The 20390-nt window shown below is 72.8% G+C and carries 24 protein-coding genes and 1 pseudogene; 10 read left to right on the top strand and 15 right to left on the bottom strand.

What is annotated here, in order from left to right:
* Positions 1 to 56 precede the first annotated feature (56 nt).
* Positions 57 to 395 carry an alpha/beta hydrolase family protein gene (locus ABD353_RS19705; protein WP_344624960.1) on the top strand — a complete coding sequence of 113 codons (339 nt, stop codon included), beginning with the start codon at positions 57 to 59 and terminating at the stop codon, positions 393 to 395.
* Between the two features lie 411 nt (positions 396 to 806).
* Here the strand turns inward: ABD353_RS19705 and ABD353_RS19700 are convergent, their stop codons facing one another.
* Positions 807 to 1535, bottom strand: coding sequence for a TetR/AcrR family transcriptional regulator (locus tag ABD353_RS19700; RefSeq protein WP_344624959.1), 729 nt, complete (start codon positions 1533 to 1535; stop codon positions 807 to 809).
* Positions 1536 to 1625: 90 nt separating this feature from the next.
* Between ABD353_RS19700 and ABD353_RS19695 the strand changes: the two genes are divergently transcribed.
* From ABD353_RS19695 to ABD353_RS19680, 4 genes are all read left to right on the top strand, one after another.
* Entirely contained in the window at positions 1626 to 2486 is an 861-nt protein-coding gene (locus ABD353_RS19695; protein WP_344624958.1) for an SDR family oxidoreductase, read from the top strand.
* Between the two features lie 79 nt (positions 2487 to 2565).
* Positions 2566 to 2895 (top strand): hypothetical protein, encoded by a 330-nt coding sequence (locus ABD353_RS19690; protein WP_344624957.1) that lies wholly within the window; start codon positions 2566 to 2568, stop codon positions 2893 to 2895.
* A gap of 304 nt (positions 2896 to 3199) precedes the next feature.
* A complete protein-coding gene (locus ABD353_RS19685) occupies positions 3200 to 3673 on the top strand; it encodes a VOC family protein (RefSeq protein WP_344624956.1) in 474 nt (157 codons plus the stop codon).
* 177 nt (positions 3674 to 3850) lie between these two features.
* Entirely contained in the window at positions 3851 to 4267 is a 417-nt protein-coding gene (locus ABD353_RS19680; protein ID WP_344624955.1) for a MarR family transcriptional regulator, read from the top strand.
* A gap of 96 nt (positions 4268 to 4363) precedes the next feature.
* Here ABD353_RS19680 and ABD353_RS19675 read toward each other — a convergent pair whose 3' ends face one another.
* The 8 genes and pseudogenes from ABD353_RS19675 to ABD353_RS19645 all read right to left on the bottom strand — a co-directional run bounded on the left by ABD353_RS19675 (position 4364) and on the right by ABD353_RS19645 (position 9976).
* On the bottom strand, positions 4364 to 4576 hold the full coding sequence (locus ABD353_RS19675) for a hypothetical protein (RefSeq protein ID WP_344624954.1): 213 nt from the start codon (positions 4574 to 4576) through the stop codon (positions 4364 to 4366).
* An 84-nt stretch (positions 4577 to 4660) separates the two neighbouring features.
* Entirely contained in the window at positions 4661 to 4879 is a 219-nt protein-coding gene (locus tag ABD353_RS19670) for a hypothetical protein (protein ID WP_344624953.1), read from the bottom strand.
* 291 nt (positions 4880 to 5170) lie between these two features.
* Complete coding sequence (locus tag ABD353_RS19665) at positions 5171 to 5614, bottom strand: CBS domain-containing protein (protein WP_344624952.1); 444 nt, start codon at positions 5612 to 5614, stop codon at positions 5171 to 5173.
* A 467-nt stretch (positions 5615 to 6081) separates the two neighbouring features.
* Positions 6082 to 6420 carry an RNA polymerase-binding protein RbpA gene (locus ABD353_RS19660; protein ID WP_344624951.1) on the bottom strand — a complete coding sequence of 113 codons (339 nt, stop codon included), beginning with the start codon at positions 6418 to 6420 and terminating at the stop codon, positions 6082 to 6084.
* Positions 6421 to 6605: 185 nt separating this feature from the next.
* A pseudogene (locus tag ABD353_RS40475) lies at positions 6606 to 6753 on the bottom strand (IS110 family transposase); the annotation flags it as partial.
* Positions 6754 to 6773: 20 nt separating this feature from the next.
* Positions 6774 to 8318, bottom strand: coding sequence for an FMN-binding glutamate synthase family protein (locus ABD353_RS19655; protein ID WP_344624950.1), 1545 nt, complete (start codon positions 8316 to 8318; stop codon positions 6774 to 6776).
* Between the two features lie 127 nt (positions 8319 to 8445).
* Positions 8446 to 8898 carry an NAD(P)-binding domain-containing protein gene (locus ABD353_RS19650; RefSeq protein WP_344624949.1) on the bottom strand — a complete coding sequence of 151 codons (453 nt, stop codon included), beginning with the start codon at positions 8896 to 8898 and terminating at the stop codon, positions 8446 to 8448.
* 118 nt (positions 8899 to 9016) lie between these two features.
* The gene (locus tag ABD353_RS19645) at positions 9017 to 9976 is read right to left on the bottom strand and encodes an ArsR/SmtB family transcription factor (RefSeq protein WP_344624948.1); all 960 of its coding nucleotides are present in this window, start codon (positions 9974 to 9976) and stop codon (positions 9017 to 9019) included.
* A gap of 104 nt (positions 9977 to 10080) precedes the next feature.
* Here ABD353_RS19645 and ABD353_RS19640 point away from each other — a divergent pair, with 104 nt between their 5' ends.
* From ABD353_RS19640 to ABD353_RS19630, 3 genes are all read left to right on the top strand, one after another.
* Positions 10081 to 11313: an alpha/beta hydrolase gene (locus ABD353_RS19640; RefSeq protein ID WP_344624947.1), complete on the top strand. Its 1233-nt coding sequence runs from the start codon at positions 10081 to 10083 to the stop codon at positions 11311 to 11313.
* A 517-nt stretch (positions 11314 to 11830) separates the two neighbouring features.
* Positions 11831 to 12721, top strand: a complete 891-nt coding sequence (locus tag ABD353_RS19635) for an SDR family NAD(P)-dependent oxidoreductase (protein WP_344624946.1) — start codon at positions 11831 to 11833, stop codon at positions 12719 to 12721.
* Positions 12722 to 12783: 62 nt separating this feature from the next.
* Positions 12784 to 13377: a TetR/AcrR family transcriptional regulator gene (locus ABD353_RS19630; protein ID WP_344624945.1), complete on the top strand. Its 594-nt coding sequence runs from the start codon at positions 12784 to 12786 to the stop codon at positions 13375 to 13377.
* Between the two features lie 162 nt (positions 13378 to 13539).
* On the opposite strand, the gene ABD353_RS19625 is transcribed toward ABD353_RS19630, so the two are convergent.
* Together ABD353_RS19625 and ABD353_RS19620 are read right to left on the bottom strand one after the other, a co-directional pair.
* Complete coding sequence (locus ABD353_RS19625) at positions 13540 to 13734, bottom strand: hypothetical protein (RefSeq protein ID WP_344624944.1); 195 nt, start codon at positions 13732 to 13734, stop codon at positions 13540 to 13542.
* 44 nt (positions 13735 to 13778) lie between these two features.
* Positions 13779 to 14375: a hypothetical protein gene (locus tag ABD353_RS19620; protein ID WP_344624943.1), complete on the bottom strand. Its 597-nt coding sequence runs from the start codon at positions 14373 to 14375 to the stop codon at positions 13779 to 13781.
* Positions 14376 to 14478: 103 nt separating this feature from the next.
* Here ABD353_RS19620 and ABD353_RS19615 point away from each other — a divergent pair, with 103 nt between their 5' ends.
* The gene (locus tag ABD353_RS19615; RefSeq protein WP_344624942.1) at positions 14479 to 14820 is read left to right on the top strand and encodes a hypothetical protein; all 342 of its coding nucleotides are present in this window, start codon (positions 14479 to 14481) and stop codon (positions 14818 to 14820) included.
* Positions 14821 to 15084: 264 nt separating this feature from the next.
* Here the strand turns inward: ABD353_RS19615 and ABD353_RS19610 are convergent, their stop codons facing one another.
* Both ABD353_RS19610 and ABD353_RS19605 read right to left on the bottom strand, forming a co-directional pair.
* The gene (locus ABD353_RS19610; protein WP_344624941.1) at positions 15085 to 15513 is read right to left on the bottom strand and encodes a hypothetical protein; all 429 of its coding nucleotides are present in this window, start codon (positions 15511 to 15513) and stop codon (positions 15085 to 15087) included.
* A gap of 285 nt (positions 15514 to 15798) precedes the next feature.
* A complete protein-coding gene (locus tag ABD353_RS19605) occupies positions 15799 to 16392 on the bottom strand; it encodes a TetR/AcrR family transcriptional regulator (RefSeq protein WP_344624940.1) in 594 nt (197 codons plus the stop codon).
* A 121-nt stretch (positions 16393 to 16513) separates the two neighbouring features.
* Between ABD353_RS19605 and ABD353_RS19600 the strand changes: the two genes are divergently transcribed.
* Positions 16514 to 17746 (top strand): alpha/beta hydrolase, encoded by a 1233-nt coding sequence (locus ABD353_RS19600; protein ID WP_344624939.1) that lies wholly within the window; start codon positions 16514 to 16516, stop codon positions 17744 to 17746.
* A 75-nt stretch (positions 17747 to 17821) separates the two neighbouring features.
* Here ABD353_RS19600 and ABD353_RS19595 read toward each other — a convergent pair whose 3' ends face one another.
* Both ABD353_RS19595 and ABD353_RS19590 read right to left on the bottom strand, forming a co-directional pair.
* The gene (locus ABD353_RS19595; protein ID WP_344624968.1) at positions 17822 to 18634 is read right to left on the bottom strand and encodes a class I SAM-dependent methyltransferase; all 813 of its coding nucleotides are present in this window, start codon (positions 18632 to 18634) and stop codon (positions 17822 to 17824) included.
* Positions 18635 to 18756: 122 nt separating this feature from the next.
* Positions 18757 to 20298 carry a hypothetical protein gene (locus ABD353_RS19590; protein WP_344624938.1) on the bottom strand — a complete coding sequence of 514 codons (1542 nt, stop codon included), beginning with the start codon at positions 20296 to 20298 and terminating at the stop codon, positions 18757 to 18759.
* Positions 20299 to 20390: the final 92 nt, after the last annotated feature.

The following is a 20390-nucleotide window of genomic DNA, read 5'->3' as shown; positions in this document are numbered from 1 at the left end:
CCGGACCCACAGACGACAGTACGCCCGACCCCGCATCCTGCCGCCCCGCAAAGCCCGTGCCCGTCCTCGCTGTTCACGGGCAGCAGGACCCCATCAAACCCGTACGACGCGCCAGCAACCCCGCCTGGCGCTACTCCGTACCGGCCGCCCTCACCAGCTGGGCCGAACCCAACGGATGCCGGCCCGACCCGACCACCTCCCCGGCGACCGAACACGTCACCCCGACCGCTTACCGCAGGTGCCACCGCGGCGCCGACACCGAGCTCCACACCGTCGCCGACGGCGGCCACACCTGGACCGGCTCCCCGCACGAATTCGACGGCCTCGGCTCCACCACCCACGAGATCGACGCCAACACGCCGATCCGGCAGTTCTTCCGCCGCCACCACCGCTGATCCGGCCTCGACGGCCCGGCAGCTTGGTCAGCAGGCTGTCGGGCAAAGAGCGTCGGGACGATGTAGCGCGGGCCAGGGTCCGGAAGCACCGGAGCGTCGGCTCGGCACAGCCCGGAGCCGCTGCGAGAAGGCAAGCAGTCGGTACGTAGCCCACCTCGGCGGGCGTGTTGAACGGCGGGAGCACGGTCTCGGCGAGCACGCCCCGGTTGTCCGGCGGGTCGATGATGCCGAATAGCCGGGTGTTGAGGCGCTGGTACTCCTCCCCCGGATCCGGGTTCGGGGCGTCCATGCCGGGCGCCACGCCGTACGGAACGAGCCCGCGGTCGGCGCCGTCCTCGGCCCGGCGCCGCCGCCTCGTCGAACGACCTCTCCTCGGGAGGTTCGACCTGCACGAGGACGCCTGACGCGGGATCAGGCCTGCGGCACGCCACCGTCTGCCGCCAGGCGGGTGAGCCACTCGCGCAGCAGGCGCTGCTCGGCGTCGCTCAGGACGTCCGCGTCGTCGGGGAGGGCGGCGCGCAGCGCGCGGGCCGCCGGGGCGGGACCGGTCTCCGCGGCGGAGAGCGTCGGTTCGGCGCGGGTGACGGCGGCGACCATGGACTCGCGCAGGATGGTCAGCAGTGCCGGATTGCGGCGTTCCGCAGGGGTGGAGTGCCAGGTGATGACCGCGCCCCGGCCGGTGGCCTGGATGATCTGGGCGGCCAGTTCCTCGTCGACCCGCAGCCACCCCCCGGCCGCCAGCCGGCGCACCCGCCCGTGGAGGATCTCCAGGCCCGCGCGGTGTGCTGCGTCCGACCCCCGGCCGGTGGCCCGGTTCATCACCGCGAACAGCTCCGGGCGCGAGACCCCGAACTCCACCACCAGGTCCCAACCACGGCGCAGCTCCTCCACCGGGTCCTCCGGGGCGGGGTCGAGCTGCGCGCGCTTGCTCTCCAGGAACTGTGCGTAGCCGTACTCGGCGACCGCCTCCAGCAGCCCCTCCTTGTCGCCGAAGAGGCGGTAGATCGCCGGCGGCTGCATCCCGGCCGCGGCGGCGACCGCGCGGGTGCTCACCGCGTCCGGCCCGCCGTTCTCCAGCAGGTCGACGGCCGCCACGACGATGCGGTGGCGAGGACTGTCGACGGTGTCGCGCATAGGCATGAATCGATGATATCGGAGGCTTGATTCCATCGTTAGTTTCAGTGTTACCATCAAGATGATTCCACTGGAAACAACATGGGGAGAACATCCGTGATCATCGTGACCGGAGCCACCGGAAAGCTCGGCCGCCGCACCATCGAGCGCCTCCTGGACCGCTTCCCCGCCGACCACCTCGGCGTCAGCGTCCGCGACCCCCGCAAGGCCCAGGACCTCGCCGACCGCGGCGTCCGCGTCCGGCAGGGCGACTTCGACGACCCCGCCTCGCTCGTGCACTCCTTCGAGGGCGCCGAACAACTGCTCCTCGTCTCCCTCGACCGCACGGGCGAGGAGTGCGTCACCGGCCACCGCGCCGCCATCGACGCCGCCGTGAAGGCCAAGGTCGGCCGCATCCTCTACACCAGCCAGATGGGCGCCGCCCACGACTCCCGCTTCCAGGCCTGCCGCGACCACGCCCGGACGGAGGACCTGCTGCGCGCCACCGGCCTGCCCTGGACCGCGCTGCGCAACGGCTTCTACACGGCCAGCGCCTTGCTGTTCCTGGAGTCCGCCCGCCACACCGGCGACATCGCCCTCCCCGCCGACGGCCCCGTCGCCTGGACCGGCCACGACGACCTCGCCGAGGCGACCGCGGCGATCCTCGCCGACGAGGGCCGTTTCGAGGGGCCCACCCCACCGCTCACCGGCGCGGCGGCGCTCGACTTCGACGCCGTCGCCGAGATCGCAACCCGGGCCACCGGACGGCCCTTCACCCGCGCCGTCGTCCCCGACGACGCCTTCCGCGACCTGGCCCTGGCACACGGCGCCCCGGCCCCGATCGCCGACCTGATGCTGAGCATCTTCGCGGCAGCGCGGAACGGCGAGTTCACCGCCACCGACCCGACGCTGGCCGAACTGATCGGCCGAGAGCCCGCCACCTTCCACACTCTGCTGGAGCACGCCTGGGCCGCATAGACCCGGCAGGGCGCGCACCGGCCCCCATGTGCGTCGTCCCCGGCGCCCCGTCACCCAGCGCACCCACCCGCTCGACCGGGTGCAGACCGACGGCAGGGGCGGCGACGCGATCACCCTGTCGGGACACGCCCTGCGCTCCCACGCCTTCCGCCTCCTGGACAACGGATTCGGCTCTGGTGAACCGAAGGTCCGCCAGCGGGAGTTCACGCAACTCGTCGCCACCATCGCCGCAGATGGAACGGCAGTGCACCCGCATCCGTTCCCGCCGGCCGAGGCGAAGAAGGCGCGCCCACAAAGACACACCAGGAGAACGCACCGTCATCATCCTTGGAAGCCCGCGTCCCTGACGCCCGGAACCTTCGCCCCGGGCGTCAGGGGCCTGCTCATTCGCGCCGCCGCTGAGCAGTGACCTGCTACGACGCCGGACCCGCCGGGCCCAGAGCCCCGCCGCCCACCCGCTGACCCCACGGCCCACGGCCCACGGCCCTGGTGGTCAGGTCGAGCAGGCACAGCGGGGCCATCGGGTAGGCGCAGCCGGGCACCGCTCTGCTACGTCGGAGCGAGAGGCCTGTTGTCCACTCGTGGGTGAAGAGCCTCCGCTGGGACGCATGAATATCGTCGAGGTCCTCGATCCGCACCGACCACAGGTGCTTCCCCGTGAAGAGGCGCAGGCTGGGAATGCCGCACGGCCATGCGCGCCATACGCTCGACACATGTCCGACGTCACGCCTGTCGGCGCCACGGCCGGCGACCTTCCCGCACCGGCCGAGGGCCTGGTGCTCACGCACTTCCTCACGGTCAGCGACGTCCCTCGCTCCCGAGCGTTCTACGTCGACGTACTGGGTGGAAGGGTCGTGCTGGACGAGAACCCCTGCATCGTCAAGGCCGCCAACAGCTGGATCATCATGAACCCGGGCGGCGGGCCCACCGACGACAAGCCCGATGTCGTCCTGCGCACGCCGGAGGACCCCAACACGGTCTCCAGCTTCCTCAACGTACGGGTGGCGGACATCCACGACTTCTACGCCAGGGCGCGCGCCAAAGGGGCCGAGTTCCTCACCCCGCCCATCGACCGCCGAGCCGAGCTCCGCTGCTACATGCGCGATCCGGACGGCTACCTCATCGAGGTGGGCCAGGCCACCGGGCTGCTCAAGGGCATCCTGGCGCGCGTCGACACCGAAGCCTGACGAAGGCGCCTCAGCAGGGATCCGTCCCTCCTACCCCACGACCGGGCATCGGGCCCCGAGCCGACCGCCACTCCCGGCGGCGTCATCGCTGGCGACCCGCCGACCCCGGCGCCTGCCGCATCCGCCTCACCGATGCCTGGGCCGGCGCCACCCACCGATTCGGCCGGGCTCCCACAGATGGTGGCCAGGGTGCTCGCCGCGTTGTTCACCACGGACAGCGGCGGCCTCACCTCCGCGGAACTCGTGCGACGCCTGCACGTCAGCCCCGCGTCCGTCTCCAAGGCCCCGGGCCACCTGGAAACCCAGGCACTCGTCAGACCCGAACGTGATCCCCACAGCCGCGCCGAACGCTACGCCGTCGACGCCGACGTAGCGTTCCGACCCGTCATGGCCGACGTGCGCAACCAGCCCCGGATCGCCGAGGCTTGCGGGGCCGTGGCCCAGAAGCTCGGCACCACCGCCCCCGCCGGCGCCCGCCTGGAGATCACGAGTCAGTTCCTCCTCCACGTCACCGACGACCTGGCCCGCTCAGCCCGGCAATGGCACCGGATCTACTCCACTGACCCTCGGAAGACGTCCGGGACCGACGACTGAACAGGTCACGTTGACCTCGGCTTGTTCTTCAACCCAGGGCCGGCAGATCCAGCCGCAGCCGATCTGCCCGTACGTGAAAACGCGAATCGCAGATTCTCAGTGCCAGCCGGTATACCCGTCCTGGCCTCCCGGCCCGGGGTCTCCGTTGGACAGGAGGCCGATCAGGCCGCAGACCACCACGATCAGCACGAGCAGGACCAGCCAGAAGGTGTCCTCGGGCCCGGGACGGTACGGGCGCGAGGGGCGGCCGGTTCGGTCACCGCCTTCGTCGTCGCTGCGGCCTTCGGCATCGTTGTCCTCATCGAGCACCGTGCTCTCCCTCCCCGCAGGTCCACGGCTGTGGGGCACGGCCGGCGTCAAGCCCCTTGTCCATGGACTCCGGCCTGCGGAACGTCACTTGTAGGGCGGCATGTTGTAGGCCGGGCTTCCGGGGCTCCAATCCATGTGGGACACGAGGACGGTCAGGAGGAGAACCACGACGATCACAACGAGCACCCCCACCCAGAAACTGTCCGCGGGTCCGGGACGGTGCGGCTGCGGTGAGCTGCCCGACCGGTCGCCATCGCCTTCACCTGCACGGTCCTCGGTATCACTGTCCTCATCGGGTGCCACGGCCCCTCCTTCGCGCCCAGGGCCATAGCACCGCCCCGCACGGCAGTCGTCAAGACCGCCCGCAACGGCCGGCCTCACCCGCACGCCCGGCACCGGCCGGCCGCCGCCCCGGGAAAGGCCGGCGCAGCCGGCCGGCGCTCCGCCACTGCCACTGACCTGACGCGCACCACCTGCCGAGCACAAGCACCTCGTGCCGCAGACGACCTGCGGAATCCGGAGTCCGACCCCATCCGGAGCCGGTGGACCGCCTGGCGGCGTCCGGCAGCTGGGCCCGGGGCTCACAGCGTCCGTTCAGGCGTCGGGGGCATCGGGGGCCGCGAGGAGGGCGGTGACGCTGGTGCGGGTGAGGATGCCGAGGAGATGTCCGTCTTCGTCGACGACGGGCCACGGGTCGAGACCTCTTACGCGCATGGTCACCGCGGCGCGGGGTAGCGCCAGGGTCGGCCAGGCGAACGGGTCGCACCGGCGCATCGCGTCCTGGACCTGGGAATGGTCGCTGTACCAGGCACAGGCGAGGAACGGGGTGAGCGAGGAGGGGGTGACCACGCCCTGGCAGCGGCCGTCGTCCGTGCACACCAGCAGGCAGGTGGCACCGGTGTCGGCGAGGAGGCGCCCGGCCTGTTCGATGCCGGCGCCCGGGGTGATGCGCGGCCCGCACGGCTCCATCGCGTCCGCGACCGTCAGCCCGCGCCAAGCGACGGCAGCCGGGACGGTCGGGCGGTTCCGGGCAGTCATGGCGTCACGAATCCTGCCCCGGCGCCGCGCCCGTCGCCGGTACCTGCGTGTCCGGGACGAGGCCGGCGTGGCAGCCGGGATCGACAAGCCCCGAACACTGCCCTCAGCCTACGCCGCCCACCGGATCCGGCCTGCACCGTTCACCGCCTCGAACGTTCACGCCGGCAGGGAGCAGGGGCAGTGACGCCGGGGCGTTCCCGGCAGGTGGGCTCCGCTTCACCGAGTCGCCGGAGGAGCCCGGACGAGGACATGGGAAACGCCGCAGGAAGGACGGCCGCCCGATCGTCCGGGTCCTCGCCGCAGGCGACCGCCGCGACACCTGCTGCAACCGGTAAACGCAGACTGCCGAAGGCCGGCGACCGTTGGTGGGGTGGTGGTCGGCGCCACAGCGACGTGTCCTGCTCCGCCGCCCCCGGGGTGGGCCGGGAAGACGGCGCCGCGGCCGGTCGCGGCGCCGTTCCGGGAGCTCAGATGGTTCCGCGCAGCTTGGCCAGTGCCTCGTTGAGCAGGATCTCGCCGTCTTCCTGGGTGCGGCGTTGCCGGACGTAGCCCAGGTGCGTCTTGTAGGGGGCGTGGCCCGGGGCGACGGGCACGTCGTCGGGGTCGGGGCCGGCGGGCAGACCGCAGCTGCGGCAGTCCCATTCCCGCGGGACCACAGCCTCGATCGCGAAGCTGATCTGGGTCCGGTGGCCGTTGCCGCACCAGAAGGACACCGTTGTGCGAGGGGCGAGATCGCCGCGCTCGGACTCCCCCATGGGCCCCGAACCGATCCGCGCACCCCTGATGCCGCCACGTCCCTGTGCCACGATCGCTCTCCTCGGCCATGATGTCCACGCCTCGGATGTGCATGGAGACGCCCAGCGTACGGCCACCTCGGCGAACCCGGACGACAGCCCCCTGCGCTGGCGCCGAACCTCGCGGTGCCTGCCCCGACAGGGCGCCCCGCCCTTGGCTGCCGAACTGGTCCGCACGCCGCTTCCTCATGTCGCTGTCAAGGGGTCTCGGTCACTGGGGGTATGACGCGGTAGCACCGTCGGTCACGGATCGGGGGCCCGCAGGACGTTGACCCGTCGCCGGGCCAGGGCCGTCACGGCCTGGATGTGCCGCTTTCCTTCCGCGCGCTTCCGGTCATGGAACGCGGACCGTACCGGTCGACGCGTCAGACCGCGGGCTTCCGGGCCGGGTTCGGCCCGACGGTGAGAAGCGCCGTGATCTCCTCGGCGAGCTCCGGACCGAGCGATCCCCAGCCGTCCTTGTAGCCGTAGACGCCGGCCAGCGTGCGGGCCTCGTAGTCGCCGTTCATGATCTCGACGTCGTCGGCCGTGATCAGCGCCGGGTGCGCGACGCCGACCGCCGCCGAGACCTTCATCAGCTCCCGGCGCAGGGTGCGCAGGTACAGCGCGGCCCGGGTCGACTTCGAGGCCGGGTCGAGGCCACGGGCCAGCCACGGGTTCTGGGTCGCGATGCCCGTCGGGCACTTGTCGGTGTGGCACTTCTGCGCCTGGATGCAGCCGATCGACAGCATCGCCTCACGGGCCACGTTGATCATGTCGACACCCAGCGCGAAGGCGACCGTGGCGTTCTCCGGCAGGCCGAGCTTGCCCGAGCCGATGAAGGTCAGCTCGTCGGTCAGCCCCAGCTCGGCGAAGGTGCCGTACACCCTGGAGAAGCCCATCCGGAACGGCAGCGACACCGAGTCCGCGAACATCCGCGGCGCCGCCCCCGTCCCGCCCTCGCCGCCGTCGACGGTCACGAAGTCCACTCCGCGGTCGCCGCGCGCCATCAGCGCGGCCAGCTCCTGCCAGAAGCCCATCTCGCCCACCGCGCTCTTCACCCCGACGGGCAGCCCGGTCTCGGCCGCGAGCAGCTCGACGAAGTCCAGCATCGAGTCCACGTCGCCGAACGCGCTGTGCCGCGACGGCGAGGCACAGTCCTGCCCGGCCGGGATGCCGCGGATGGCGGCGATCTCCGGGGTCACCTTCGCCCCCGGCAGCATGCCGCCCAGCCCGGGCTTGGCCCCCTGCGAGAGCTTGATCTCGATCGCCTTGACCGGTGCGCCGGCGACCACGTCCTTGAGCTTGTCGAGGTTGAAGCCGCCGTCCGCGTCGCGGCAGCCGAAGTACGAGGTGCCGAGCTGGAGGACCAGGTCACCGCCGTTGCGGTGGTACGGCGACAGGCCGCCCTCGCCCGTGTTGTGCATCGCGCCGGCCAGCGCCGCGCCCTGGTTGAGCGCCGTGATCGCCGGGCCCGACAGCGACCCGAAGCTCATCGCCGATATGTTCACCACGCTCGCCGGCCGGAACGCCTTCGCCCGCCCGCGCGGTCCGCCGAGCACCTTCGCCGAGGGCAGCGGGGCCTGCGGGTCGTGCAGGTCGGGCAGCGGGCCGGCGAAGGTGCGCTGCTTGACGTACGCGTGCCCCTGGACGTGCTCCACGTCCACCTCGGTGCCGAACCCGAAGTAGTTGTTCTCCTCCTTCGCCGAGGCGTAGATCCAGGTCCGCTGGTCACGGCTGAACGGGCGCTCCTCCTCGTTGGAGGCCACGATGTACTGCCGCAGCTCCGGCCCGATCCGCTCCAGCAGGTACCGGGCGTGCCCGACGACCGGGAAGTTCCGCTGCAGCGCGTGCCTCTTCTGCACGAGGTCACGGACAGCCAAGGCCGCCACCGCGGTCGCAGCGGCCGCGCCGATCTTCCGGGCATTCATGGACGTTCCCCCCTCGCTGTGCACAGCTCCGTCGCGGTGCGATGGTGCTGATGCTAGGGGGCCGCGCGCATCGGCATGCAGTCAGGGGCCGGGCGCCGGCGGCCCGGTGAATCCGGGTGAGCCCGGCTCAGCGGGCGAGGGAGACGGCGAAGGGCTTGAAGCCGTGTCGGCGCAGGATGTGGGGAACCACGAGGATCATGGCCTCGGTGGCGCGGGCTGTGGTGATGCCGCCGAGGTCCTCGATCCATGCGGGCTGCCGGCCCGGGTCGCCGGGCAGGCCGTCATCGGTGTCGCGGGCGGAGTTGGAGACGTCGACGAGGAGCTTGCCGGAGAGCTCGGTGCGCAGGCCGGCCAGGCGGTCCGGGGAGGTGCCGCCGGGCGTCGCGTTGATCACGATGTCCGCGGTTCGGGCGGTGGTGCGCTGGTCGGCGAAGGCGATCCGCGGGGCGGTGCCGGCGGCGGGCACTGCGGTCCCTTCCGGGTTCCGGACCCCGGGGGTGACGCGGTGTCCGGCTGCGGAGAGCCTGCCGGCGAGGTCGGCGCCGACGCGGTCGGCGCCCAGGATGCCGATGCTGGTCATGAGGTGGTGTTCCTTCCCCTCCAGACTCACGCCCACGAGTGCCGTGACCGCACACGTTCGCCGGGTCGGCGCCGGTGGCGCCCGCACCGGGAGATCCGGTCGTGGCCTGCGGCCGACCCTAGGCATCCTGCCGTAGCAACAGGCTGCCGAGCGTGGTGCGCCGGTGCAGGACCGCCTTGCCGGCACGCGAAGTGGCAATCAGTCCGGCGCCGCGAAGGGCTCTGGTGTGAGCCGAGACGGTGGCGGCGCTGACGCGGAGCTGTCGGGCGAGCCCGGTCGTGGTGCGTTCCTCGGCCAGCAGGTGCAGCAGCTCGACGCGCGTGTTCCCGATCACCTTGGCCAGCGCCTCTCGACCGGCGGAACCATCGGGCTGCGGCAGGATGCCGGCACCCGCCGGGTAGGTGACAGCAACCGGGCGGTCGGGAAGGTCGGACAACAGCGGCCCGCCGGTCCAGTGGAAGCTGGGCAGGAGGAGCAGCCCGCGCCCGCCGAGGTGGACCTCCCGCGGCCTGCCCGGGAGCTCCCACACGCCTCCGTACAGGCGGGCTCCGGGCAGCAGTCCGGCCAGCACCGAGCCGACGCCGCCTTCGGCGAGTTGCACGGCCCGACGCACGAACTCGGCGTGGTGCAGGTCCTGCACCTGCGCCCAGACCGGGCCGAGCAGCACCGTGAACGCCGCGTGCTGCGCACGGCGGACCGAGCGCCATGCCTCGGGGGCACCCCGGTGCAGTTCGTGGATCCACGCCGGGGGAGGCGTGCGCGCGGGTGCGTAGACCCGTTCCAGTTCGGCACCGACCAACTCGGCCGGGGCCGAGCGGACCTGTTCCAGGGCGTCGGGGAGGGAGTCCGCCAGCACGTCCAGAAAGCTCGGCGCCCGCCCGGCCGGGACGAGGTCCGCGAGCGGGAGGGCGGCGTTCGGCAGGACGCGCAACGCCCTGCGGCGCCATGAGCCGTGGAGGAGCTCGCCGTCCCGGCGGCACATCATCGTCAGCGCCACGTTGAGCTCCTGGAGCGGCGCCGGCCGAGGCGCGAGGCTGACCCGCGCGAAGTCGTCCGGCGTGAAGTGGATCCGGAGCACGGCTCCCCCTGCGTGTCGGCCCCGACAGCGCCCCGGAGCGCCATCCTTGAGCCCCGAACCTAAACGATCGCGGGTGCCGGGCCGGGCGGGACAGCCTGCAGGACATGACTCACGACTCCCCGATCAGCCGACGCACCGTCACCAGGTCCGCACTGCTCGGCTCCGCCGCCCTGTTGCTCGGCGCCGGTGGCCGCGCCCACGCCGACTCCCGGGCCACCACCGAGGGACCGGTCCCGGGCGGTGCCGTGCTCACCCTGCCGGCGCCCACGGGCCGCCACCCCGTGGGGTGCTGGCCCGTGTACCTCGTCGACGACTCCCGGCGCGACCCGTGGGACCCCACGATCCCCGTGAGGGAGCTCATGCTGACGGTCCACTACCCGGCCCGCGACGTCACCGGCCTCGCCCCGGCTCCCCAGATGCCGCCGCAGGCCGCGACCTGGTTCGGACGGATCGCGCCGCTCACGCCGCTCCGTCTGCCTGCCGCGGGCGTGGACTGGGGCGCCACCCGGTCCCACGCGTTCGAGGGAGCGTCGCCGCTGCCGGGCCGACGGCCGGTGCTGGTGTACAGCCCGGGCGGCGGCGACCCGCGCGGTCTGGGGACGTCCCTGGCCGAAGACCTGGCCAGTCACGGCGCCGTCGTCCTCTCGGTCGACCACCCCGGCGACGCCGCAGCGGTCGAGTTCCCGGATGCCCGGCCGTACCGGGAGGACACCGTGCGGACGACCGTCTTCCGCGGCGACCCGCGGGACCAGCCGGCCGTGGCCCGCACGATGATCGACGCGCGGATCGCCGACCTGCACCGTGTCCTCGACCGGCTCGGGCACGCGGCCGACCTGCCGCTGCCGCGCGGGCTGGCCGAGACGCTGGACCTGCGCCGTCTCGGCGTGTACGGGCACTCCGCCGGCGGCAGCGCCGTGACCGAGGTGATGTACGAGGACCGGCGGGTGCGTGCCGGGATCAACCTGGAGGGCCACCTGGACCACCCGCCCTCCGCGCCCGGCGCCGCCGCCGAACCGTTCCCGGTCACGGCACACGGGATGGACCGGCCACTGCTCCTGCTCGGCAGCGAGGGGTTCACCCGCCGGCGGGAACTGGACCGCTCCTGGCTGGCCCTGGCCGCGCTCTCCGGTCGACGGGTCTGCAGCGCACGTGTCGCCGACGCCAACCACTGGATCTTCACCGACTACGCCGCGATGCTCCCCCAGCTCCAGGCATCCGGTTCGATGACGGCGGCGGAGAGGAACGCGCTGATCGGCACCGTCGACCCGACCGCATCGGTCCCCACGGTCCGCCGCACGATCCGCAGGTTCTTCGCACGGCACCTGGCCGGCCGCTGATCCGGAAGCAACGGCCGATGGCCGCATGGCTTCGCCGGTTCGCTCGATCACGCGGCGAGGGCCGGCCGGCCCTCCCCGGCGGACACCTCTCCCGCCGCGGACGCAGGGCACGCTCCTTGCGCCGGGCCGGGAGGACGTCGGGACGGCGGGCGTTGGCATTGCGTCAGCGAAGGTGGGCCTGCAGTGCGCAGGTCCGGACCGTGTGGTTCGGCTGGTTCGAGTGCACCGGGTGAACTGCCGGAGCGGCCCGAGCCCGTCGAACGCGAACGTGCGGTCGGGGAGACACTCCAGGACGTGCTCGATCCGCTCCGGCACGGTGTCGTGGTCGGGGTCGGTGGATTCCCTCCACGGTTCGGTGCGCCGGAAGGTGACGCCGCGTCGAGCAAGGGGGCAAGCCGGCCCGCGATCGGCCCCTTGCCGGGCTCCGACCGACCGCACAGCAAGCGGATAGTTCATCCGCATGTGCTAGCGTCCACACCAAGCGGATGACCTATCCGAATTTCGAGTGGAGGCACACATGCGGAAGACAGCCGTGGTCACGGCCGGGACGGCCGGCATCGGACTGGAGACGGCCGTGGGACTGGCGACCGCCGGGTACGCGGTCACCGTGGTCGGCCGCAACCCCGATCGGGGCGCCCGGGCGGTCGAGCGGATCAACGCGGCGAACCCGGCGCGTCCCGGCCGGTTCCTTGCCGCCGACCTCGGCTCACTCGACGAAGTGCGCGTGCTCGCCGACCGGATCGCCTCCGACCACGCCGCTTCCGGAGACCCGCTGACCGTGCTGGTCAACAACGTCGGGGCGATGTTCCCCCGGCGCGTGGCCCTGGACGGCATCGAAGCGTCGTTCGTCGTCAACCACCTCTCGCCGTACCTGCTGACGGAGTTGCTGCTGCCCACGCTGACCGCCGGCGCCCCGAGCAGGATCGTGAACGTCACCTCGGGCGCGGTCGGACTCGCCAAGCGCACGTTCGACGCCGTCGAGCCGCCCGGCGGCTACTACGGCTTCCACTGGTACGGCCGGGCCAAGCTCGCCAACCTCGCCTACACGCTCGACCTGGCCGCGCGACTGGACGGCACCGGCGTGTCGGTGTTCGCGGCCGACCCCGGAGGCGCCGCGACCGACATGACGAAGGGCACCATGACCGACCCCGGGATCGTCTCACCGGGCCTGCGGCTGCTGTGGCCGCTGGTGCGCCGCAAGTTCGAACGTTCCACCTCGGGTCCGGCGTCCACTGCCGCCGAGTCCTCGATCACCGCCGCCACCGATGAGACCCTGACCGGCCGGACCGGCGTCGTCATCGGCGCCGACGCCCGCCCCGCGGCACCGTTCCGCGCCGCGACCGACCCCCGCGTCGTCGAAGCCGTGCGCCGGCTCAGCGAACGGCACGCGCCCCTGCCGGCCGCCTGACCACCGGCACGGTGCGGGCAGCGGAGACCATTCCGGATGGCCCATCCGATTAGCATGTCCCCATGACGACGCCCCTGCGCAAGGACGCGGCCCGCAACTGGGACCGGATCGTCTCCGTCGCCCGCACCCTGGTCGACCGGGGCGAGCCCCTGCAGCTCAACGACGTCGCCCGCCGCACCGGAGTGGGGGTCGGCACCGTCTACCGGCACTTCCCCACTCCCGAGGCGCTGTTGGAAACGGTGGCCGCCCCCTGCCTGGAGGACCTGGCCGTGCACGGCGAACAGGCCATGGCCGACACCGACCCCCGACGCGCACTCGAGGGCTTCCTGCTCCGCACCGTCGAGGCCCAGGTCACCGACGCCTCCCTGGCCCCCGTCACCGCCGCGGTCACCGACGCACTGCCGCGCACCACGGAACTCAAGCACTCGCTCCGGTCGGCCGGCACCCGACTCCTCGACCGGGCCCGCGACGCCGGAACCGTCCGCCCCGACCTCGACGCCGCCGACCTCGTCCCGCTCATGTGCGGTATCGCCCACGCCGTCGACGTCCACGGCGGCACGCCCGCCGACCGCATCGACACCGCCCGCCGCTACCTCGCGGCGTTCCTGGGCGGCCTGCGAACCACGCCACCGAACACCGCACCACCGAACACCTAGGGCACCGCCCGCACCACCGCGACAAGATGGCGAACGCCGCCGGCCGGCCGCCGCTCCCGACCACGCCGGCAGGCGCCCCCCCCCGGGGGGGGGGGGGGCCCGCCGGCGCGAGCGGAGTGGGCAGCGGGGCGGACAGTCGACCGCCTCGGGTCGGTCACCGCGTCATTCGTTGTCCAGAACGGACCATTCGGTCACGAAGAAGTACTGCCGGTCGACTTCACCCTGCGCTTCCACGAGGTGGCCGGCCAGGTGGTTCAGGCTGGTCGCCTCGAAGGGGCTCTCCCCGGGCCTGCGCACCACGTAGTCGTGTTCGCCGTGGTGCAGCACGAGGGCGTCCCGTTCGCTCTTGGAACCCACGTCGACGCGCTTGATCGAGAGCCGACCGCTCAACCGTGTCACGGCTACCGGGCCTCGACTTCGTCCACGGACACGATGGTTCCCGCCTGTTCATGGACGATCACGATGACATCCGTGCACACGGGGGCCTCCGGGTCCCGTTCTGCGTGCAGCAGGTGCTGTCGCGGCGGCGGCTCGAAGACCTTCGGCATGGCGCCGCTGCCCTGCCAGACCCCGGCGAACGAGGAGATGGTGGCTGTCGGCGGCAGTCCGTGCCGTTCCCCGATCTCCCGCAGGCGCGACTCGAGTTCGGAGCTGCGTGCGCTGCCGGGAATCGGCTCGGGCACGTAGATGCTCTGCTCCAGCACGTGTGCGGCACGCCGGGCTTCCCGGCGGCGCTCGGTCAGGGCGGCCTTCGCATCCCCCTCGACCGCGGGCTTCAGCGGCTGCACCGGCCTGAGCGAGGGATCACCGAGGAGGATGAACTGCGAGAGCGTCTTCAGATCGACCGCGTCGAGAGTGGTCTTCCGCTTCACGTAGTCCAACCTCGCCTTGAGCACGGCGTATCCGCTGGACCGGCCCTTGAGCGCCTCTCGGCCGGCCCGGGCCTGGTGTCCACACCCCTGGCGGCAGGCGCGGAGGGCGGACGGCTGCTCGGGCACGCCGAACTCCGAGGGGCTGTCCCGGAACCGCTGGTCGAGTCACGCAGTCGAGGCGCCGGGAATCGGCGCGACTCCGGACGGACGACTGTGGCAGCCTGCGGCCATGCCAGCAGAACTGAGAGAGCACGCAGGCCGTCACTACGCCGTCCGGTTTCACTACGCCCTGCCCGACGACGCCTGGGCCGTGGAGCTGAGCGAGGCCATACCCGTGCCGGCCTCAGGGGCCGAGATCCCGAGCGCCCTGACCCACCTGCCCGGGGGTGCCTTCCTGGTGGCGTTCGTCCCCGACGAGGATCCGGCGCTGGAGCCGACCGTCCACATCCACAGCCATGACGAGCACGTCGTCCCCTACGAGATCATGCGCTGGTTCATGGAGCAGGTCACCGAGCAGGTGGAACGCTGTCGGGCCACCTACGCACAGGAGAATCCCGAAGCAGTGGAATGATCTCGGCACGGCCGGTGCGATGACGGCGTCGGAGCCCTCCTGGACAGCCCCTTCGCCGGGCTGGGCCCGCGGGACTTCCGGTTCGCACAGCATCCGACCGCCAGGGTTTCGGGGGGTGCAACCGGTGCCGGTCGGCCGCCCCGGCGGGCGACGCCCGTCGCCGGGTGGGGGCCGAGGGCTCGGTCGGTACGCCGGGGTGGCGGGCGGGTCGCTGCCGCTTCGGGGAACGTCCCCCCGGGCCCTCGGCCGTCCTGTGGGGGGGTGTCAGCCGCAGGAGTGCCAGGGCGCCGTGTAGTTGACGAGGACGCTGCCGCCCGGAGTGGTCATCCAGACCCATTCGCGGACGCAGGTGCCGGTGCCGGTGCCGGCCACCCTGACCGGGCCCGCATAGGTGGTGAACTGGCCGTCGTCGACCTTGCTCTGCGCACCCTTGGCGTTCGAGATGTCCATGGCCATGTGGGTGCTCACGCCCGCGTACACCGACTTGACGAACACCGAGCAGTTGGTGGTGCCGTCGAAGTAGTCGTAGATCGTGCCGGCCTTCGAGCCGTTCACGTCGTTGACGGTCGAGGACCACGAGAGGCTTCCCGCGCATCCGTAGTTGCCGGCCTGCGCGGCCGGCGCCGTCAGGACGCCGCCCAGGACCGCCAGTCCGGCGGCGGAGACTGCTGCTATCGCCTTGCGTGCGCGCACTGTCGCTTCCTTACTGCACTCATAGGGATTGAGGCGCAGTCATATCAAACGAATGATCTTGACGGAGACTCGGTGCGCCAAGGGCGCGTTGCGGCCCGTGGCAGCTCGGCGGGCGCGAGCTGCCACGACTCTCCCGCGGCGCCGGACCCGACCCCCTCGTTCACAACTGGCCCGGCACACCCGGCAAGCACCGGACGGCGACCGCTGCTCGGCAGCGCGCGTTCGGCATCGATCCTGACCCGGTGGCCGGCAGACGGTGCAGCGCGTCCGAACCCGGCTCGCCGGTCACCGAGGTGCGGCGGCCGGGACGTCGAGGGCGGGCCCGTAGACGGTGTTCAGCAGTCCGTGCGCGAAGGCGTCGAGGTCGCGCAGTCCTGCGGCGGCGAGCAGGTCGTGGCCGCCGGCCAGCAGGTGGCCGACAGCACCGTGCAGGGCAAGGACGACAGCGGCCGAGCGCTCCGGGGTGACCGGCAGACCCGCGGCGCGCTGGGCCTGTTCGAAGGCGGTGAAGTCGGCGATCGCCACGCTGTCGAGGAGGGCCGCCAGGCGGGGGCGGCGCGCGGCCTCGGCGCGCAGCTCCACATAGGCGAGCATGCGGGTGCGGCCGGGTCCGGCGACGTTCTCCAGCAGTGTGCGCAGCATGTCCGCCAGGCCCGCGCGGTCGACGGGGGCGGGGCGGGGCACGGCGCCGTACAGGTCGGCGCACCGCTCGGCAACGGCGGTGAGCAGGGTGTCGCGGGTGGGGAAGTAGTTCTTGGTGGTGCCCGGGGGCACGGCCGCAACGGCGTCGACGGCCCGGTGGGTGAGGCCGCGCCCGCCGGCCTCCGCCAGTACCTCGATGGCCGCGTCCCGGAGGCGGTCGCGTCGGTCTCTGTTCACGTTGCCGAGACTACCCCACCCGTGGTACCACAAATGAGGTACCACATCTGCGGTGATGAGGATGGGGTGCTGCGGGCGCGGCGGTGGCCCGTGGCCGGCCGTGATGCGGAGGACGATTCCTGTGCCTGTCGGATATCTGTGGACGGTGGCGTTCGTCGCCGCGGGCACGCTGTTCGCGCTCGCCCCGGTGCGCCGGCCGTGGCCGCTCGACGACCTGAGCTTCCGCCTCGGCCTGCTGATCGGCGAGCTGCCGTTCGTCGCGGCGGCCTGGTTGGTGCTGTGGACCGCGGTGGCCTTCGCCCAGGGCGACATCCGCACGCCCGCCGGGTGGGCGGCAGTGGCACTGGCGGCGGCCACCGTCGCAGGACTGGCACTCGTCGTCCGGCGCAGCATGCGCGCACGGGCGGAGGTCGACCGCGCCCTGGCCGAAGGGCTGGGGGCCGACCGGCGGGCGGCACACTCCCCCGGTGCGGCTGCGGTCGGGCCGGGCCGTCGGCATCCGCTCGCCCGCGTCGTGCTCCGTCCGTTCCCGCGCCGTCCCCGTGGTGTCGTCCGCGTCGCGAACCTCCGGTACGGCACCGGCGGCCGCCGGCACCGGCTCGACGTCTACCACGGTCGTGCGACGCCGCCGGGAGCTCCCGTCCTGATCCACCTGCACGGCGGCGGCTACCGAGGGGGCCGCAAGAACAGGCAGTCCCTGCCGCTGCTGCACAGGTTCGCCGACCGGGGCTGGGTCTGCATCAGCGCCGACTACCGGCTGCGGCCCGCCGTCCGGCACCCCGAGCACCTGATCGACGCCAAACGCGTGATCGCCTGGGTGCGCGAACACGGCCCCGCGTTCGGGGCCGACCCGGCAACGGTGTTCGTGGCGGGCAGCTCGGCCGGCGGACATCTGGCGGCGCTGGCCGCCCTCACCCCCGGCGACCCGACCCTCCAGCCCGGCTTCGAGGACGCCGACACCTCGGTCACCGCGGTGATCGGACTGAACGGCTACTACGGGCCCTACTACGGCCAGGGGCCGCACTCCTCGCCCTCCGCGCACATCACCGCGGACGCGCCGCCCTTCCTCCTCGTCCACGGCGACCGGGACACGGTGGTACCGGTGGACATCGCCCGGCGATTCGCCACCGAGCTGCGGGACGCCGGCGTCGAGACCGTCGTGTACGCGGAACTCCCCGGCGCCCAGCACGCCTTCGACCTGTTCCACTCCCTGCGCTTCGAAGCGGTCGTGGACGGTGTCGAGGTCTTCACCGCCCGGGTGCTCGCACACCGGCAGGCCCTCCGGCCGACGGCCGGCCGAGAACCGCGCCGCCCCGAACGCCCGTCCACGCCCGCCGCCCGGAGCGATTCCTGACCACTGACCGCGGCACGTCGAACCTGGTCCACTCGTCGGGCCCCTTGGGATCGATCGTCGGGGGCGGGAGGTGCTCTACCGGCGGACGGCCCCGATCAGTCCGCCGGACCGCTCCTCGCGTTGCGGCGGGGTGCCGATCGGGCGGCCGTAGGCGGCAGCGAGCTCGCGCAGGGTGTGGCCGTCGGCGTCCCAGCCGTGCCCGGCCAGCCAGCCCACCGGGTCGTCGGGCATCTCCGAGACCCACAGGGACGCCGCCGATCCCGGCACCGCGTCCGCACCGAACCGCTCGACCACGCCGCGCGAGCCCAACGTCAGCCCCATCCGGCTGCCTACCGCCGACAGCGCCCCGATCCGGGCGAGCAGCAGCTCCACGGCGTCCTCGGGCAGGTAGATCAGCAGTCCCTCGGCGATCCACACGGTCGGCAGCGCCGGGTCGTGCCCCGCGGCGGCCAGCGCGCCCGGCCAGTCCTCACGCAGGTCCACCGCGACGGTGATCCGCTCACAGCGTGCGACGGCCCGCTCCCGGCGTAGCACCGCCGCCTTGAAGTCCAGTGGCGCGGCGGTGTCGACCTCGAACAGCCGGGTGCCCTCGGGCCAGTCAGTCCGGAAGGCCCGGCTGTCCATGCCGGCGCCGAGCAGCACGACCTGCCGGACCCCGGCCGCGGACGCCTCCAGCAACAGATCGTCGAGGAACCTCGTCCTGATGACGATCGAGAACGACACGGCGAGCCGACGGCGTCGCGCGGCCTCGTCCTCGGGCGGCGGCGAGGCGGGCCACAGGCCGCCGGCGGCGGCGAAGGCCTTCGCCAGGGGGTCGCGGAACAGCGCGTTCTCCCGCTCCGACTCCAGCGCCCGCACCCTGGCCACCCCCACCGCCGTGGCCCACACACCCGACGGCTGCACCCGCTCCTGCTCACCAGTCACCACACCAGCCTAGATGGTCGACCCCAAGGCGGAACTGATGAAGAGTCAGGTTCGTTCGCGGCCGGTGGATGGTTCTCGGCCCGTGATCACTGGCCGGGCGTCGTCCCTCGGCCTCCGGCCGCCGGCGGCGGGGTGGCGGCAGCACCGCCGGTCAGGCAGCGGTCGAGGAGTGCGTGCATGCGGGCGGCGGGGAGGGACGGGTTGGCCGCGGCGCCCTCCGCGGTGCGGAGGTCGGCGAGGAGCGGCTCCAGGGCCTGGGGGGTCAGGCTCGGGTTGGCGGCGGCGGCCCGGCGTACCGCCTCGTCGGGGTCGTCCACCGGGGGTTCGGGCAGGGCGGGATCGGCTGCGGCCAGGGCGCGGACCTCGGGGTCCGGGTGGCCGATGAGGTGGGTGCGGCCGGTGCGCGGGAAGGCGGGCAGGGTCAGCAGGTGTTCACGGTGGGCCGGGCGGGTGACGAAGACGTCCAGGAGGAGGTGGGGCGGGGCCAGGGGGTGGTGGCAGGCCAGCCGGATCCGTACTTCCTCGTCGTCGTCCTGCGCGAGTGTCTCGACGAGCACGGCGGGCAGGAGCGGCCAGCTCGCCGCAACCCGGCGGAGCTCCGGTTCCTCGGAGGCCGCGCAGGCGGCGTACCAGTCGGGGGACGGCTCGGGGGCCGGCTCGGTGATCGGGCAGGTGCAGTCCGGACCGTGCCCGATGATCTGCCCGATGACCCGCTCGATCGCCCAGTACTCGGCCCAGGTGCGGGGGACGGGGTGGAGGCGTGCGCGCCTCCGCACGTTCTCGTCCGGATCCTCCCTCAGCTCCGCGACCAGGTCGGCTCCCAGGTCGGGCCGGGCGGCGACCAAGGCTCGGACCGCCGGCTCGGGGTGGCGGGCGAGCCGGGCCACGGCATCGGCCGGGGTATGGCGGTTCCAGGTCAGTGGGCGCACCGTGCCGTCCGCGAAGCACTGCTCGACGAGCGCTCGGGACAACGCGCATGTGCCGAGCACGAATCCCTTGCTGAGCGAGCCGATGGACGGCAGCCTGGCCTCCACCCGTTCCGGGTCCAGCTCCCAGCTGTGGTCCTGTGCGGCTTCCCGTACGGCGGGGTCGGGGTCGTCGAGCAGGGCCTCGCGCTCCGCGGGGGTGAGCAACTGCCACCTCCAGGTGGCCCGTATCCGGAGTTCGGGGTGCTCGCGGCCGGCCAGGGAGCAGTGGAAGGACAGCGGGATCTGCCGGGACGAGTCGAGCTCCGCAATGATGTCCTGCTCGGTGACCATGCCGTCCTCGCCCCCGTCCTGAGCGGTCAGGAGGGTGACGAGGACGTCGTCCGGAAGCGGCCGGACCCACCGGGGACGGGGGCGGGGGCCGCCGGCGAGCCACCCGCGAACGATCCCCGACGGGTCCGTGGCCAAGGGGGCGAGCCGCGTCGGGTCGACGTGCCGGTTACGGGCGAGCGCGCGGCGGACGACTCTGTCCGGATGGCGCAGGGCCGCGTCGACGACGGCGTCGGGCAGGTCACGACCCTCGCACATCAGCGGGCCGATCCCGCCGGCCGCTCGATCCAGCAGGCGTATCAGCACCTCGGAGGGCGCCGCCGGATTGAAGGCGATGCCGCGCAGCCACGGTTCATGAAGGGATTCGGACACCGCGTCATCCTGTCACCCCGTCACACCGGGACCGGGCCGACCGGACGTCACCCGCTGCGTATCCGTGGCGGGCGTGATGAGTATTCCTACTC

It is taken from the genome of Kitasatospora arboriphila (genome assembly GCF_039528095.1).
Classification (GTDB): Bacteria; Actinomycetota; Actinomycetes; order Streptomycetales; family Streptomycetaceae; genus Kitasatospora; species Kitasatospora arboriphila.
The sequence above is the reverse complement of the archived record's forward strand: the minus strand, read 5'-3'. Positions and strand labels throughout refer to the sequence as shown.